This window comes from Bifidobacterium sp. ESL0682 (genome assembly GCF_029392815.1).
Classification (GTDB): Bacteria; Actinomycetota; Actinomycetes; order Actinomycetales; family Bifidobacteriaceae; genus Bifidobacterium.
Genome location: NZ_CP113942.1, coordinates 1,705,841 through 1,723,911, shown reverse-complemented (window position 1 = coordinate 1,723,911; position 18,071 = coordinate 1,705,841). Strand labels below are relative to the sequence as shown.

3 protein-coding genes and 1 pseudogene are annotated in these 18,071 nt (G+C 64.5%); 2 read left to right on the top strand and 2 right to left on the bottom strand.

Annotated features, from left to right (window positions below; genetic code table 11):
- Positions 1-92: 92 nt before the first annotated feature.
- Positions 93-9,520: pseudogene (locus OZX57_RS07165) on the top strand (fatty acid synthase subunit beta domain-containing protein).
- 1,296 nt (positions 9,521-10,816) lie between these two features.
- Here OZX57_RS07165 and OZX57_RS07160 read toward each other — a convergent pair.
- Positions 10,817-11,980 carry a hypothetical protein gene (locus OZX57_RS07160; protein WP_277161983.1) on the bottom strand — a complete coding sequence of 388 codons (1,164 nt, stop codon included), beginning with the start codon at positions 11,978-11,980 and terminating at the stop codon, positions 10,817-10,819.
- On the opposite strand from OZX57_RS07160, the gene OZX57_RS07155 reads away from it, so the two are divergent.
- Positions 11,933-12,997 carry a hypothetical protein gene (locus OZX57_RS07155; RefSeq protein WP_277161982.1) on the top strand — a complete coding sequence of 355 codons (1,065 nt, stop codon included), beginning with the start codon at positions 11,933-11,935 and terminating at the stop codon, positions 12,995-12,997. The genes OZX57_RS07160 and OZX57_RS07155 overlap by 48 nt on opposite strands.
- Positions 12,998-13,290: 293 nt before the next feature.
- On the opposite strand, the gene OZX57_RS07150 is transcribed toward OZX57_RS07155, so the two are convergent.
- Positions 13,291-17,952 carry a BspA family leucine-rich repeat surface protein gene (locus tag OZX57_RS07150; RefSeq protein ID WP_277161981.1) on the bottom strand — a complete coding sequence of 1,554 codons (4,662 nt, stop codon included), beginning with the start codon at positions 17,950-17,952 and terminating at the stop codon, positions 13,291-13,293.
- Positions 17,953-18,071 lie beyond the last annotated feature (119 nt).

The window sequence follows — 18,071 nt, the reverse complement described above, 5'->3', positions numbered from 1 at the left end:
TACCGCTTTGGGTTGGTGGTTTGGTATGTAGACCAATCCCGAGTTTTTAGTAACCGTAACCATGAGAATTTCAACAATATATAAGGAAGATAATGACTGAAAACACCTTCTTCTTAAACCGCCTCAGCACCGAGCCGCACGCGCTCGTCTTCGGCGGCCAGTCTACGCCGTGGGTCAGCTCGCTGGCCGACGAATGCACCGACCCGACGCTGGCGGAAAAGCTCAAGGCGCATGCCGATGCTTCGTCCCGCCTGCTTTCGGCGGTCACCCCGGACCTTCTGGCCACGACGGGCGGCACGGTCGATCTCTTTGGCTTCGAAGCCAATCCTGCCAAGCTCGGTGTTGCGGCCGACGCCGCAGCCAGCGTTCCGGGCATCGCCTTGGCTCAGTTGGGCGCGCTCATCGACGCCGAAGGCCTCGGCTACAGCGTGGCACAGGCCAAGCCCGTGGCTGTTCTCGGTCATTCGCAGGGCATCATCGCCGAGCACATGGTGGACGCCATCGAAGAAGCCGGTTCCATTGACGCGGCCGGCGATGCCATCGACGAGATTCTCGCCATTGCACGTCTGATCGGTGCAGCCGGCACCCGTCAGTCCCGCCTGCTGCCCGTCTCCACCAAGTCCGGCGACGCCACCCCGATGCTTTCGGTGCGCGGTGCCACCAAGCGCCAGATCGAGACGCTGGTTGGCCGGGTTGTCAAGCCCCGTGGCCCCATCGCCTTCGCGGTGACCAACGCCACTGATAATTATGTGCTTTCCGGCCATCCTGAAGATCTTGCGGCCTTTGCCGTCGAGGTTGGCAAGGAGAACCGTCGCCAGGCCAAGCTCCGCGCCGACAAGGTGCGCGGCGGCGAGGTCTTCGACCCCATCCTCGAATATCTTGAGGTCACCGTTCCCTTCCACTCCCCGCTGATGGCCGAGGCCGTCGAGTCCACTGTCAAGTGGGCACAGGCCTGTGGCTTGGATGCCGAGCGCGCCCGCACGCTGGCCAGCGAAGTGTTGGTCAATCACGTCGATTGGGCCGCACGCATCGATTCGCTCTTGAAGAGCACCGACCCCACCAAGCTTTGGATTGTGGACATGGGCCCGGGCAACACCGTCGGCAAGCTCGTCAGCGCACTGGTGCAGGGCACTGGTGTCGGCGTGGTCGAAGCCGACAGCGAAGAGGATCGCGCCGCGCTTTCCACCATGGAAGAGGAGCCGACCCGTACGCAGGATTGGCGTAAGTTCGCCCCGAAGGTCATCTCCACTCCCGCGGGTGACAAGATTCGCACCAAGTTCAGCGATTTGACCGGCAAGCCGCCGGTGCTGCTGGCCGGTATGACCCCGACCACCGTCAACGCCGACATCGTCGCAGCAGCCGCCAACGCCGGCTACTGGGTCGAAATGGCCGGTGGCGGACAGGTGACGTCTGATGTCCTTGACCGCAATGTCGCCGATCTCGACAAGCAGCTTGAAGAGGGCCGCACCATCGAGTTCAACGCCATGTTCATGGATCGTTATCTCTGGAACCTGCAGTTCGGCCCCGCAGGCATCGTCGCCAAGAAGCGTGCCTCCGGCACTCCGATCGACGGCGTCGTCATTTCCGCCGGCATCCCCGAGCTCGACGAGGCCAAGCAGCTTGTTGCCCAGCTCAACGAGCAGGGCTTCCCGTATGTCGCGTTCAAGCCCGGTACCGTCGACCAGATTCGTCAGGTCGTGCGCATCGCCAAGGCTGTCGCACCTGTTTCGGTAATCATGGAGGTCGAAGGCGGAGCCGCTGGCGGCCATCATTCCTGGGAATCCCTCGACGTTCTGCTGATGGACACCTATGCGGACGTGCGTGCCTGCGACAACCTCGTGCTCGTCGCCGGTGGCGGCATCGGCACCCCTGAACGTGCTGCCGATTACATTTCCGGCCAGTGGTCGCGCGTCTACGGCAAGCCTGACATGCCTGTCGACGGCGTGCTCATTGGTACCGCCGCGATGACGGCCAAGGAAGCCCATACCAACCCCGACGTCAAGCGCATGCTCGTCGAGACCCCCGGCATCTCCGCCAAGCCCGACGACTCCGATCCGTTCGCACCGCTCGGTGAGAACTGGGTTTCCTCAGGTGTGGTCGCCAAGGGCGGCGTCGCCAGTGGCCTGAGCCACCTGCACGCCGACATCTACGAGCTGGAGAACGCCTCCGCCCGTTGCGGCCGTCTGCTCGTGCGCGTCATGAAGCACCCGGAAGAGCTGGAAAGCCGTCGCGACGAGATCATTGAGGCTCTGAACAAGACTTCACGCCCCTACTTCGGCGACCTCGACAAGATGACCTACGTCCAGTGGGCGCAGCGTTTCGCTGAGCTCTCTTATCCGTGGGCCGATCCGACCTACGCCGACCGCTTCCTGCACTTGTTGCAGCGCGCCGAAGCCCGTGTCTGCGATCAGGAATCCGGCGAATTCGCCTCCCTGTTCAACTCTCGTGCCGACGTCGAAAACGACCCTCAGGGCGCGATTGACAAGCTGCAGCGCGCTTATCCGCGTGCCGCCGAGGTCACCGTGACTCCGTCCGACGTGGCTTGGTTCCCGACCTTGATTCACGAGTATCACAAGCCGATGCCCTTCGTGCCGCAGATTGATAACGACCTGCTGCGCTGGTGGGGTCAGGATCAGCTTTGGCAGTCCGAGGACCCGCGCTATTCCGCTGATTCCGTGCGTGCCATCCCTGGCCCGATCTCCGTGGCCGGCATCACCACCATCGACGAGCCCGTCGGCTCCATCCTCGGCCGCTTCGAGTCGGCCGCGCTGGATCGCACGCGCGAACTCAACGGGGAAGTGCAGCCGCAGTCTGCTTTCGCAGAGCTTGACGCTGCCGCGACCGCCGAGGACTTCATCCGCAAGTCCCCGAACATCTCCTGGGTCGGTCACCTGATGGCCAACCCCGCCTTCGGTACGCCGAACGGTGACAAGTATTATGAAATTCGCGAAGTGGGCGACGAGAACGGCACCCAGATGTTCGATCTCGACATCCATCTCGACACGTTCTGGGACAACGATCCTGACGGCGGACTTTCCAAGCACGCGGTGCGTGACATCGTCATCCCGCTGAATGTCAAGCCTCAAGAATCCGGCCTCTTCCCGGTGGTCGACCGCGAGCGTCTGCCCAAGCACGTCTATGCGATGCTGGCCGACACCGCCGGCATCGGCAACACTGCCATCACCGGCGACCAGCTGACCGCCATGCCGCAGATCGAAGAGATGAGTGACAAGGAAGCCTTCCCGTACGGCCAGGCCCACACCAGCTACACTCTCTCCGCCAACCTCGGCTACGACCACGAAGCCGCCACCGCCGGCAACATGCCCGGCTCGTTGAACGCCTCGCGCATCGCCCCCGACGCTCTGGTCGGCCCGGCCTGGCCTGCGATTTACACGGCCCTCGGCTCGGTCTACGTCCACGGCTATCCGGTCATCGAAGGCCTGCTGAACGCCGTTCATCTCGATCATCAGATGGAACTCGAGGTCACCGAGGATGAGCTTCTGACTCATACCGGCGAGACGGTCAACTTGACCAGCTGGGCCGATGCCTACGCCGAATCCGCATCCGGCCGCATCGTCACCATCCACGTCACCCACACCACCCTCGACGGCACCGTTCTGGCCCACGAGGTCGAGCGCTTCGCCGTGCGTGGCCGCTCCTATTCCGACGAGCTGCCGGTGGACGTGCCCGATTACGGCGACTACCTGAGCTATCGCAAGCGCCATATCGGCGCGGGCACCCCGTTCGGCGAGAACGAGGACGAGGGCTTGGATCAGGTCGTCTCCACACCGCGTCGCATGCTTCGTCGCGTCACCCTGACCGCCCCCAGCGAGATGACCGCCTTCGCGCGCACCTCGGGCGATTTCAACCCGATCCACACCTCGCACCGTGGCGCCGCGGTCTCCGGACTCAAGGCCCCGCTGGTGCACGGCATGTGGCTCTCCGCCGCCGCCCAGCACGTGGTGCAGGCTCGCGACGACAAGGGCGCTCACTACGAGATCGTCGGCTGGACCTACAACATGTACGGCATGGTGCAGCTCAATGACAAGGTCGAGATTTCGGTCGAGCGCATCGGCAAGCTGCGTCACGGCGGCATGACCCTCGAGGTCACCTGCCGCATCGACGGCAACATCGTCTCCCGTGGCACCGCCGCGGTTCGCGCCCCGCGTTCCGCCTACGTCTACCCGGGCCAGGGCATCCAGCAGCAGGGCATGGTCCTCGACGAGCGCGCCAAGTCGGCCGCTGCTCGCGAGACCTGGGAGCGGGCTGACAAGCTCACTCGCGAAAAGCTCGGCTTCTCGATCCTTGCCATCGTGCGTGACAACCCGAAGACGCTGACTGCCAACGGCGTGACCTATCATCACCCGGACGGCCTGCTGAACCTGACCCAGTTCACCCAGGTGGCACTCGCCACCGTCGCCTACGCCCAGACCTCACGTCTGCGCGAGGCCGGCAGCGACATCTGGCCTGCCTACTTCGCCGGCCATTCGCTGGGCGAATACAACGCTCTGAGCTCCTTCGCCGGCATCATCCCGTTCGAGACGGTGCTTGAGCTGGTCTTCCAGCGCGGTTCCGCGATGAACAGCCTTATCGACCGCGATGAGCAGGGCCGTTCCAACTATCGCATGGCCGCTCTGCGTCCGAACCAGTTCGGCATCGGCGACGACGGCGTGGACGACTACGTCAAGTCCGTGAGCGAGGCCAGCGGCGAGTTCCTGCAGATCGTCAACTACAACCTCTCCGGTCAGCAGTACGTCATCGCCGGAACGCTCAAGGGCCTCGAGGCTCTGAAGGCTGATTCCGCGCGTCGTGTCAAGGAATACGGCGGCAAGCCCGCACTCATGTACGTGCCCGGCATCGATGTGCCGTTCCACTCCATGCTGCTGCGCAAGGGCGTGCCCGACTTCCGCAACAAGCTCGACACCCTGCTTCCGGAACACATCGACTACCAGCGCCTGGTCGGCCGTTACATCCCGAACCTCGTGGCGACACCGTTCGAGATGACGAAGGAATTCGCCCAGAAGATCGTCGACGTCGTGCCGTCCACCCGCATTCAGGAAGCGCTCGACAACCCCGAGGTCTGGGATTCCTACGCAGCCGACGAGCAGAAGCTCGGCCGCCTGCTCTTCACCGAGCTCCTGGCCTGGCAGTTCGCCTCCCCGGTGCGCTGGATCGAGACGCAGGCCATCATGTTCGGCGACCCTGCTCAGGGTGGCCTCGGCGTGGAGAACTACGTCGAAGTCGGCCTCGGCAACCAGCCGACGCTGGCCAACCTCGCCACCAAGACTCTGCGTCTGCCTGACTTCTCGGGCAGCGAGGTCGCGGTCTACAACCTCGGCCGTGACGAGCAGCGCGTCTACATGACTGATTCGGATTCGCTCGTTCTCGACGATGACGACGCCGATGATGCTTCCGCAGAGGCTTCGGCTCCTGCCGCGGCTCAGGCCGCTGCCGCCGCACCGGCTCCGAGTGCACAGGCTGCTGAGCCTGCCGCTTCGGCACCGGCCGCCGCAGCTTCTGCCGCTCCGGTCGCCGCTTCCGGCGAACGTCCGGCGGACCTGCCCTTCAAGGCATCCGACGGCATCGAGATGCTCCTGGCCTACGCGGCCAAGGTGCGCCCCGATCAGATCGGTGAAAGCGATACCACCGACACTCTAACCAACGGCGTCTCTTCGCGTCGTAACCAGCTGCTGATGGACATCAGCTCCGAGCTGGGTGTGGCCTCGGTCGATGGCGCTGCCGAAGCGTCGATCGCCGATCTCTACGCGCTGGTCAACAAGGTGGCTCCGAACTACAAGCCGTTCGGCCCGGTGCTCTCCGACATCGTGCGTGACCGCATCCGTGGCCTCTTCGGCGCCGCCGGCGTCAAGCAGGCCCAGGTCGTCAAGCGCGTCACCGAAACCTGGCAGCTCGGCCAAGGCTGGGCTGACTACGTGCTCGGCACGCTGGTCCTCGAAACCCGCGAAGGCACGTCCTCGCGTGGCGAGGATCTCGCCAGCTTGAGCACCGCTCAGGTCTCCAACGCCAACGACGCGAACGCGCTCATCGACGCGGCCGTGCAGAAGGTCGCCGCCGACCACGGTGTGGCCGTGGCTCTGCCGAGCGCTGGTGGTGCCGGCGGTTCGGTGGTCGATTCCGCCGCGCTGGATGCCTTCGCCGAGAAAGTCACCGGTGCCGACGGTGTGCTCGCCAAGACCGCACGTTTCGTGCTCAATGAACTCGACATCAAGGCTCCTGTTGCCGCTGAGGACGAGGATGAGGATGCCGCCGTGGTCGAGGCTGTCGAAGCCGAGCTTGGCAGCGACTGGGTCGACCAGGTCGCTCCGCGCTTCGACGAGCGCCAGGCCTTGCTGCTCGATGACCGCTGGGCCACCGCGCGTGAGGATCTCGCCCGTCTTTATTACAACCACGACCAGAAGGTCGCCGAGCTGAGCTTCATCGGGGCAGGCACCGAGGTTGCCGACCAGGCCACTTGGTTCGCTTCCAAGGCCGCAACGGATGGCAACAGCATCCTGGCCTCCACCTTCAACCGCATCGCGGTCGAAGCACGCAGCAACGCCAAGACCGACCCGAAGGCATCCCGCTTCGCCGGCGACGTCGCCGTGGTCACCGGTGTGGCTCCGAACTCCATCGCGGGTCAGGTCGTCGAAGGCCTGTTGGCCGGCGGCGCAACGGTCATCGCCACTTCCCACAGCTTCAAGCAGTCGGTGAAGGCTTGGGCCGAGCAGGTCTACCGCGAGCACGCGGTCGGCGATGCCAAGCTCTGGCTGGTTCCGGCCAACCTCTCCAGCTACCGCGACGTTGACGCACTGGTCAAGTGGGTCGGCGGCGTGAGCAAGAAGACCACCGGCGCCACCACCACGATCCTGAAGCCGGCCTACGAGCCGAGCCTCTTCTTCCCGTTCGCGGCACCTCCGGTGCACGGCACCATGGCCGATTCCGGCCAGCTCTTCGAGTCTCAGGCACGCCTGATGCTCTGGGGCGTCGAGCGTGCGATCACCGGCTTCGCGGCCATCGGTGGCGACACCGACGTTCAGCACAAGCTCCACGTCGTCCTGCCTGGTTCCCCGAACCGCGGCGTCTTCGGCGGCGACGGTGCATACGGCGAGGTCAAGTCCTCGTTCGACGCCATCGTCACCCGCGCTCGCGCCGAGAAGGATTGGTCCGGACGTGTCACCTTCGCCCACCCGCTGATCGGCTGGGTGCGTGGCACCGCCTGATGGGCGGCAACGACCCGCTGGTCGATGTGGTCGAACGCCATGGCATCCGCACCTATTCGACGCAAGAGATTGCGCAGCAGCTGCTTGGTCTGGCCGATGTCAATGCCCGCAAGCAGGCCGAACAGGCTCCGCTTCGCGCCGATCTGACCGGTGGCCTGGGCAACGAGCCCATCGACATCGCCGCTCTGCGCGCCGAAGCCGAGGCCGACAAGGCCAACTCCGCTGTGGCAAGCGCTGACGAGAACGCGCAAGCCGATGCTGCCAAGAACAAGGACGGCAAGGCGACGCTCATCAAGGCGCTGCCCACCCCGAACCCGCCGCGTCAGGCTGCAGTGAACCTCTCCGATTGGAGCAACGTCACCGCCAAGCCCGAAGACCAGATCGTCATCGTCTCGATCGGCGAGCTGGGCCCGTGGGGCTCCGGCCGTACCCGTGCTGAGGCCGAGCTGGGTATCCATTCCGACGGCAGCGTCGATCTCTCTGCAGGAGCGGTGCTCGAGCTGGCTTGGAACATGGGCCTGGTCACCTGGCAGGACAGCCCGAACGCCGGCTGGTACGACACTGACGGCAACCTCGTGCCCGAAGAGGACATCGCCGAGCGCTACCACGACGAGGTCGTGGCTCGCTCCGGCCTGCGTCCCTTCGACAACGGCATGGGCAGCGGCGACTATCAGGACGACACCGCCAGCGGTGAGGTGGAGATCTACCTCGACCATGAGGTCACCTTCAGCGTGCCGAACGAAGAGACTGCTCAGCAGTACGTCGTCATGGACGCCGAGCACACGCAGATCGCCCAGGACGATGAGTCCGGCGAGTGGAGCGTTACTCGCGAGCCCGGTTCGATGATTCGCGTGCCCAAGCGCTTCGCGATGAGCCGCACCGTCGGCGGCCAGTTCCCGAAGGGCTTCGACCCGGTCAAGTGGGGCATTCCGGCCTCCATGGTCGGCGAAGTCGACGAGATCGCGCTCTGGAACATCGTTACCACGGTCGACGCCTACCTTTCCGCCGGCTTCACCCCAGCTGAGGTCCTGCAGACGATTCATCCTTCGATGGTCGCTTCCACGCAGGGCACCGGTTTCGGCGGCATGGCCAGCATGCGCAAGCTCTATCTCGACCGCTTCCTCGGTCATGAGATTCCGACCGACATCCTGCAGGAAGCCCTGCCGAACGTCGTCGCCGCGCACGTCATGCAGTCCTACATCGGCGGCTACGGCAACATGGTTCAGCCGGTTTCGGCCTGCGCCACCGCTGCGGTCTCGCTCGAGGAGGGTGTCGACAAGATCGCCCTCGGCAAGGCGGACTTCGTGGTCACCGGCGCAATCGATGACATCGGCGTGGATTCGGTGATCGGCTTCGGCAACATGGGCGCCACCGCCGACGCGAGCGTGATGTACGGCAAGGGCATCTCCGACCGCTTCTTCTCCCGTTCCAACGACCGCCGTCGCGACGGCTTCGTTGAATCCGAGGGCGGCGGCACGATGCTCGTCACCCGTGGCGACATCGCGCTGAAGATGGGCCTGCCTGTGGCGGCCGTGGTCGGTTACGTCCACAGTTTCGCTGACGGCGCGCACACCTCGATTCCGGCTCCGGGCCTCGGTGCTCTGGCTGCGGCTCAGGGCGGCAAGGACTCTCAGCTGGTTCGCCAGTTGGCTGCGCTCGGCGTCACCCCGGACGATATCGCCGTGGTTTCCAAGCACGACACGTCCACCAACGCCAACGATTCCAACGAATCCGAGCTGCACAACTCCATCCAGCACGCCATTGGCCGCAACGATGGCAATCCGCTGTTCGTCATCTCGCAGAAGTCGCTGACCGGTCACGCGATGGGTGGTGCCGCGATCTTCCAGATCGATGGTCTCACTCAGCTGTTCAAGTCCGGCGTCATTCCCGCCAACGCGGCCCTCGACTGCGTCGACCCGAAGATGCGCAAGGACGATCACATGGTCTGGCTGCGCAAGCCGCTGAACATCGGTTCCGTCAAGGCTGGCCTGGTCACTTCGCTCGGCTTCGGCCACGTCTCCGGCTTCGTCGCCCTCGTGCACCCCGGCGCCTTCGAGGCGGCCGTGGCCAACGAGTACGGCCAGGACGCGCTCGACAAGTGGCGCAAGCGTGCCAACGAGCGTCTGGCTCGTGGTGAACGTCGCCGCCTGATGGGCATGATGGGCGAGGCCCCGCTCTTCGAGGAGATTGACAACCGTCGCTTCCACGAAGACACGAAGACCTACAACGCCCACGACGCCGAAAAGGCGATGCTCCTCAACCCGGACGCCCGCCTTGGCTCCGACGGCTACTTCGAGTAGTCAGTTGCCGATAATAGGTCGGCGCAAGCTGGCCTGAGTCGTGAACAATAACCGCGCTCCGCAGAACTCATCTTCTGCGGGACGCGGTTATTTGTATTCGAATACCTTCTCAAGTTTGTTGGTAATGGAGATTGATTGCCTGCCGTGCCGTCCACGGCTGGCTGCTATGGACGGCACGGTGCTGGCGCTACTTCATTCTGCGGATTGCGTACAGTAGGCAGATCAGCAGGATTGCCGTTGCCCATGGGGGACTTACCTTGGGCGCAATCGTGACCAGCACTATGGCCACGAGCCAGCAGAGCCCGGCGTTTCCGGGCTTATTGTTATTGTGAGGTGCCATTTCTGGCTCCTATCTCTTTAATTTCAGCCGGCCTCTTGGTCCTGGCCGGTCGCCCGCACGTTTCTGGCTTTCCGTCTCAAGGGATTGCCGTGCCGCGTGCGTGCGGCTTTGTCAACGTCTCATATCAATGCTGCAGAAGTCAAGCTAGGAAGTCTGAATTGATGAAAATTCAAGATTTCTTGAGATGAGTTGTGGCCTTTGGCTGGGATGTGATACTCTCGTTGTGCTGGTTGGGATCGTCTCAACTCGAGGTATATCCGGGTCTTTGTGAGCTTTCGCCTCGTGGGTTCCACTGGTAGGGCGTTTTGTTATTCCGTCCTTCTCTTTAATTGTTTGTGTGGGCTGTCGGCTTTGGCTGGCGGCCCACACGGCTTTTTAGTATTAACCGCAAAATCAATGAAATTCAAGGTTTCTTGAGATGAGTTGTGGTCTTTGATTGGAATGTGTTACGCTGATTCTGTCGGCTGGAGCCGGTTCACTTCGAGGCATGGTCTGGGGCTTTTTAAAACTTCGCCTTGTTGGTCTCCGCTGGCAGGGCGTTTTCCATTGCGTCCTCGACTTGAGTATTTGTGTGGGCTGTCGGCTTTGGCTGGCGGCCCACACGTGTTTTGGGCATCGTTGCCGTGAGACGTCTTTGTCTATTTGGCTTGTATTGGTTTTCGTTGTTCTTTTATGCTCTGTGAACGTTTGTGGGTTGCTTGCCGTTTGATGGTGAATAATGTATTGGCACCTATGTCTTGAATGTTGTGGGTCCTTGGTTCCGTCTTTGGAATCGAGGACCTATTTGTTATGTGGGGTTGGGCGCTGGCGGCGGGGTTGGTTGGTTTTTGGGTTGTTGGTCCCGTCGCCGGCGTCCGGTTTGGTGTTCCCTCCGGGCGGGTGTTGTGCCCGGGGGAAGTCTTGTGTGGCGGTGTGGCCCGTGGTCCCTGTGTCGGGGTGCGGGCCACACCTTTTTCTTACTCGGTTGGTGGTTGCCGGCCCGGATGGGGCGGGCCGGCAGCAGGGGGCGCGGGGCGGCTGCCTTGGGCCGCGGTCATTGCTCGCGCTTGGTTTCCTGTCGTCTCCTGTCGCGTAGTGCGGTGGCCAGCAGGAGCAGGGCGATGGCTGCTGTGACGGCGGCGAGGAGGGCCTTGTCCTTTCGTCCGCCGGTCAGGGGAGGGCGTGCTGGTAGGTGCCGGCGAGGGTGAGGGTGGTGGTGCCTTGTTCGCTGCTGCCGGTGGTGTAGCGCCAGGGGTCGCTGGTGGTGGTCGTGTGGCTGATGCGGTAGCGTCCTCCTTCGGGCAGGGTGTCGGCGGGGATGGTAGTGGCCCAGTTGTGGGTGGTGGTGCCGTCGTAGGGCAGGGGGTTGCCGGCGGTGTCGTTGTCCTGCGGGTGGCTGTCGGGGGCGTTGGCCCACCAGTTGGATACGGGCTGGTAGTTGACGGTCTGTCCCTGGTCGGCGATGACGCGCACGAAGATGGTCTCCTGGCGGTCCCAGGGGTGCTGGTGCCGGTGATGGTGACCTGGTTGGTGGCGGGGTCGCGGCTCATGCCGGTGACGACGGGTGTGGAGAGGTGGTGCCAGACGGCGTGCAGGGTGGTGCGGGTCTCGCTGATGCCGGGGGTGGCGGGCAGCCGGACGTCGCGGTGGGTGGCGTCGGCCATGCCTTGGTCTGGCTGGGTGGCGCCGCTGCTGGCGGACCAGCCGGCCATGGAGTGGTCGACGGGGTCCATGCTGGCGGTGCCGTAGGGCAGGGTGATCCAGGCCTTGCCGCTGGCGGTGTCGACGAGCGTCCTGATGTCGTCCGGTGGCGTGGGCGTGCCGGAGCTGGGCGCGTTGGGCCCGGGCATGTTCGCGTCGAACACCGCATGGACCCACGGCAGCGTGCCGGTCGCGAGTCCGCCGCCTGCGGTGGTGGTGTCGCTGGTCACGGTGTTGCGGGTGGCGGGGTCGGTGGTCGTGTACGAGGCGGTCATCACGTAGCTCTCGCCGGGGCCGGGGAAGGTGGTGTCCTGTCCCGTGGTGAGCGAGCCGGGCAGCGTGAACGCGTCGGGGGTGACCGTCTGCGCGCCCGCGGTGGTGCTGGTCTTGGTGTGGCATTGCCCGGTCGTGTAGCCTCCTGTCTGGCTGCTGGGTTTCACACAGACGGTCACGCTGCCGCCGGCGTCGACGGCGGGTCTGGAGGACCTGCCGGGGTCGAGCCCGGACGCGGGCAGGGCGGCCAGCGCGGGCAGGGTCTGGCCGAGCGCGGCGGTGGCGCCCACGGTGGCCGAGCCTTTGTCGGTGGCGTGGGTGTCGGTGGCGACGGTGACGGTGGTGGCGGATTCCGCGGGCGTGGTCCAGTCGGCCTGGATGGTGGCGGTGCCGGTCGCGCCCCGGGAGGCGGTGAGGGTGTGGTTGGTCATGCCGGCGGTGCCGGTCACGCCGCTGGTGTCGGCGGTCCAGCCGTTGAACAGGCCGTGGGATCTGTTGGCGGTGATGTGGCTGGCGGCGGTGTCGGGGACGGTGTACGTGCCGGCCCTGAAGGTCGTGTCGACGGCCAGGCCGCCGGATGTGCCGGCGGTGGCGGGCAGGCCGGTGTCGAGGGCGCCGCCCTGCGGGTCGTATCTCAGGTCGACGTAGGTGACGGTGGTGTCGGCGCGCACGTAGGTGCCTTTGGGGTTGGCGGCCGCGCGGGTCTCGAGGGTTGTCAGGGTGCCGTCGCCGCGGGTGGTGCTGTCGGGGCCGACCAGGCCGAGGTCGGTGGGGTGGCGGCCTTGCGGCCAGTCCCATTCGTGCCAGAGCTCGTCGGGGTGACCACCGTGGTTGCCGCTGCTGGCGGGGCTGGCGGCTATCTCGCTGAACGCTTGGGCCCAGAGCTTGGTGTCGGGTCCGAGGCGGAGGCGTTTGAGGTTGCCGGGCAGCATGCCGTCCCAGTAGTAGGTCTGGTTGATGTGCGAGGTGTCCCAGCCGGACAGGTCGAGGTCGGTCAGGCCGCTGCCGGAGAACATGCCGTTGACGTCGCGGAGCCGGCCGGTGTCCCAGCCGGAGAGGTCCAGGTCGGTCAGGCTGGCGCAGTCCGCGAACATGAAGTTGGCGGCTCCGACGTGGCCGGTGTGCCAGCTTTCGAGGCCCTTCAGCGTGGCCAGGTGTGTGCACTCCATGAACATGCCCCGTAGGCTGACGGCGCGGTCGTCGGTGTCGTTGACCTGCCAGCCGGTCAAATCAAGACTGACCAAGGCGGTGTCGTCGGAGAAGGCCCAGTAGCCGCCGTCGCGGTCGATGGCGACCCGGTGGCCGTTGCTGTCCATGGAGGTGAGCGCGCCCATCTCGTTGAAGGGGTTGTCCCTGGTGTCGTAGTTGCTGCTGGTCAGGGTGAGGTCGCCCTCGATCGAGACCTTGGCGATGGTGCTCTTGCGCCCGTTCCAGGGGATGTCCGCCGCGGACTGCCAGTTGGGGCTGGTGCCGCCGGTCAGTCGCAGCGTCGTGCCGCCGTCGACGACCGCGTAGCAGACGCTGTTGGTGTCCTGCCCATCGATGCCGGGGATGGCCGGCAGGGTGGTGCTGTCGCCCCATTGGGCCCAGCCGGGGAGTCGGTGCAGTGGCCGGGGCGTGGGGGCTGACCGGTGTAGGTCCAGCGGGCGTAGAGGGTGAGCAGCGTCTGCCCGGGGTCGGCGCCTGGCGTGCCGGCGGCGGTGGGGACGGGCACGCCGGTGCTGGCCTGGTAGGTGTCGCCGGTCCCGTCGGCGTTGGACGCCCATTGCTGGAAGTCCATGCCTGCGGGGTGGGTGCCCGTGCCTCCCGGCAGGGTGACATAGGATTTCCGTTCGTCGAGGTCGGTGAGGCCCTTGGCGTGGGTGTCGCCGCCGGGCGCCTGCTGGTTTCCCGGCTTGAGGGTGACGTCCATGTAGGGCAGGGTGCCGGTGAGATCCCCGCTCCATGCGCTGGTTGCCGTGTTTCCCGTGGAGTCGGTGACGGTGGCCCGCAGCTGGACGGTCCACGTGTCGCCTGGCGTGAAGGAGGGTCCGTAGCCGTAGGGGTAGCTGTCGGCAGGCCGCATCGTGTCGCTGGGCTCGGTCCACCAGGACTGGCTGCCGCTGGGCTTGTAGCGGATCTGCCAGCCGGTGGCGCCGGAAGGCAGGCCCGAGGCAGTGAACGAGACCCAGTTGGTTGCGTGCGACCACGTCGCGCTCACGCCGGTGGGTGCGGCCACGGCCTTCCATACCGCGTAGCGGGTGATGGTTCGGGTGCCGGTGGGTTGGGTGAAGGTCTCGGTCTGGCCGGGAGTCCTGCTGGGTGTGGTGTCGTCGGGGTGTTCAGCCCAGCCGAGGAACAGCTTGCCGGGCGCGCTCATGCCCGCGGATGACGGGTAGGTGAACGTCACCGTGCCGCCGGCGTCGGACCACAGGCTCTGCGAATTGCCGGTCCAGTTGGTGTCGGTGAGGGTGCCCGAGCCGCCCTGGCCGCTGCCGGTGCCGGGGTTGGGGTCGAGTTTGAGGGTGACGGCGGGGCGCGTGTACGCGCTCTCGGCGGTCGTGCTGGTCACGTCGGCGGTGCCGTCGCCGCGCCATTGGTCCTTGGTGGTCAGTGTGGCGGTGAGCGTGTAGCCGGCGCCCACCGTGGTGTCGGTGTACCAGGCGGCCGGCAGGGTTATGGTCCATGCGTGGATGGTGGCGCCGTCGTAGGCGTTGCTGGTGCCGGACGGGTTGTCGGGAACCGTGGCCGTCAGGCAGGTCGGCGTGGCCAGCGGGCTGGAGGATTCCCTGGTGCAGGCCCTGACGGTGTCGCCGGATTTGAGGGGTGTGCTGGATCCGGTGATCTTGAGGGTGCCGTCGGTCTGGCGTGTGGCGCCGGTGACGGTGGGGGCGGGCACGGTGCGCCAGATGGCGTAGAGCGTGGTGGTGCTGCCGGCGGGAGCGGTGGTGGTCTTGCCGGGGTTCAGCGTCGAGTCGCCGGTGGTAGCGGTGGGGCTAGTGCTCCAGCCGTCGAAGAGCTTGTGCTCGTTCGAGTTGGTGTAGCCGCTGGTGCCGCCCATGGCGTCTGGCTTGGGCGTGGTCGTGGGAGCGAGGCCGGTGGTGTCGTCGGGTGTGCCGGTGGTGGTCTTGTCGTCGCCTTGGCCGCCCTGCGCGGTGTTGGACTTGTAAGTGAAGGTCGCGGCCGGGCCGGACTTGTAGGCGGCGGGGGAGTAGGTGGCGGGCTGGCCGGTGTGCCACTGGTCGGCGGTCTTCAGGCGGGCGCGCATGGTCCAGCCGGTCCAGGTGCTGCTGGTGGCGGCGGGGACGGTGAGGTTCCAGCTGCGGGTGGCGTTGGCGAGGGTGCGGTAGTCGCTGGCGTTGCCGCCGAATGCGGCGGTGCCGGAGCACTGGTAGCTGGTGTCGGGGGTACCGGCGGGTTTGGCGCACACCTCGACGGTGTCCTCGGGGCGCAGTGCGCGCACGGAGCCGGCCACGGCGATCGACCCATCGCCCTGGCGTGTGGCGGTGAGGTCGGTAGGGGCCTTGGCCTCGGTCCAGATGGCGTAGAGCGTGGCGGTGGTGTTGGCGGCGACGGTGTAGGTCTGGCCGGGCGTGTAGGCGCCCTGGGTGGTCGCGTTGGCGGGGTTGGTGTCCCAGCCGGTGAACACGAGGCCGGTTTTGCCGGTCAGGCCGTCGGCGTTGGGCAGGGTGAACGTGGCCTGGGTGCCGGCGTCGGCGTAGGCGCCGAGTGTGGTGGTGCTGCCGGGCTGGGCGCCGTGGGCGGTGTTCGGGTCGAGCTTGAGGGCGGAGTGGGGCAAACTGCCGGTGCGGGTGGACGCGGTGCTCTCGACCCAGACGCCGGTGACGGGGTCGCGGGACTTGAGCGTGGCGGACAGAGAGTAGTTGTCGGCGGGGTTGCGCTGCAGGCTCGTGGCGGACTGGCCGTTCCATGACACGGTGCCGTAGGAGCCCAAATAGGTATAGGTGCTGGACCAGGATCCGGTGCCCGTGCCGGTCGAAGTCAGGGTCATTACGTCGGCGTTGGCGAACCGGCTCGGCCCGTCCACAGCGAGGTCGACGGTCGCGGCTTGCCCGGCCGGCGCGTGTAGCGTTGGCTCATGCACCCCGCCCGGCGAAGGCAACGCTTTCCACTGCGCGTAGAGGGTAGTGGTGTAGGTCGAACGCGGAGCGAAGTAGATGATGTCGCCGATGGGACGGCTGGTACCGGTTCCATCGGGGTTGGTGTTCAGACCGTTGTAGAGACAGTGCGTCTTGTTGTACAGGAACGAGGCATCCTCGACGGTGAACGCGTTGCCAAATGTGGTATCCACCGTGATTTGCCGACTGCCGCTGCCCCCGTTTGCATCCACATAGAGCGTGGCCGAAGTTGGCCTGACATCGGCCACCATATAGGTACCTCTCGGGTTGTTGCGCCAACGGGTTGCAGTATCGATGTCGCTCTGAATCTTGTAGGTACCGCTGGCCGGTGCAGTAGGACCGCTCCACTCGTCCCAATGGGTGTAGCCATAGCTGCCATCAAGTGTGGTATTCGATCCTAGGGTTAGGCGCTGTATGTTCTGTGGCAGCATGAAATATATACCGTTATAATTCAATGGAGGAACGGTGGAGGATAGTGCTTTCCTGGTGTTCCATGATGATAGATCCAGAGATAGAAGACTCGAGCAATCGTTGAACATGTAGGCCATGTCGGCTACTTGTTCCGTCTGCCAATTTGACACGTTGAGGTAAGTAAGGTTGGTGCAGCCGGCGAACATACCGTGGAGATTGGTGGCGTGTACCTCCCAGTTGCGGAGGTCTATGGCAACAAGATGGCTGCAATGTGAAAACATGCTGCTCATGTCGGGGACGTTGCGCACATCCCAGTTGCGAACGTCCAGCTGGGTGAGATCATAGCATTGTTCGAACATACTACGCATATCGGTGACGTTGTGCACATCCCAGGCATGCGCGTCGAGGCTGGTAAGTTCGTTGCAAGTCTGAAACATCTGGAATAAAGAGGTAGCTTGGGAAAGGTCCCAGTTCTCCGCGCCGTTGATAGTGGTAAGGGCGTGATCGCTCGCGAACAAGCCTACTCCTGCTGTACCGGCGATATGGAGGTTGCCATTGGTACTGTCGAAGGACCTTAGCAGCCATGAGCTGTTCATACCGAAAATGCCACCGTTATTACTGCCGCCAACACTGCCGTTCCACATGTCAATTGTTGTGGCGCTGCTGTAGATGGTGAGGTTGCCGTCGATTTGGATATGCAGGATGCTGCTACGCAGACTGTTCCACGGAACATCGACGCTTCCTGGACGGATATTGGGGCTGGTGCCTCCGGAAAGATGCAAGGTGGAGTTCTCACCTAGACACCAGCTTACGGCTGAATGGTCCTGTCCTGCGACTCCGGTGTAGCCGGTATACGGCGAGCCCCAGGTCTGCCATGTGCTGCAGGAGCCTCGTGTGCCGATGGATGAGCCGTCGCGCGTTTCGATTCCGTTTGTTTCCGACTTGGTAGAGGGTGCTTGGACTGGGCTTTGACGCGGCGTCGCGGAAGGAGAAGTGGCGCTGGACTGTGGTGCGACCGGGCTGCTTGGTGCTTCCAGGGAAGGAGTTGCTTGCTGGGGTGAGGCAGAGATCGCCGAACCCGATGATGTGCCCTGCGTGCCGGCTGAAGAGTTGGGTGCCGCTGCGGATTCGGATGGCTGTGAAGGAGAATACGCCGGAGACGATGTGCTGTGATTCGTGCCGGGGTCTGCGGTCTGACTACCTTGCGATGGGGCGGTCGACTGCGGTTGCTGTGCCTGGGATTGTGGCTGCGGTTGTGACGCGGATTGGGTTTGCTGTTGGGTGGTGGTCTGCGGGTTGGTGGTGACCTGGGAGACGGAGATGGTTTCGTGTGTGCGGGCGGCGACGGTGCTGTCCGGTTGTGCGGATTGGCTGGAAGTCTGCGCGCTAGGGGCGTTGCTGGATGATTGTGTTGCTGGGGAGGGGTTTAGATTTGCGGGGGGCGATAATTGCTGAATTTGTAATGCATAGTGCGAATGCGAGAATACTGCGTAAAATACCCATGACCAAACCCATTTCGTGAAAATGTGAGCGGTGCGCCGACGGGCGTACCGCTGATAAACCGTAATCGATGATACAGCTTTCGTAGTACAAAACGCCGAAATGTCCAATTCCTGAAATAGTCGGTAGCGGTCAGGGCTTGGGAGTCTGATGAAATAGCTGAGCGGTATTTTCAGAGTCTTGACTGTTGCCGAGTTCCTAGTTGAGAATGGTTGGTGTCTGCCTGTTT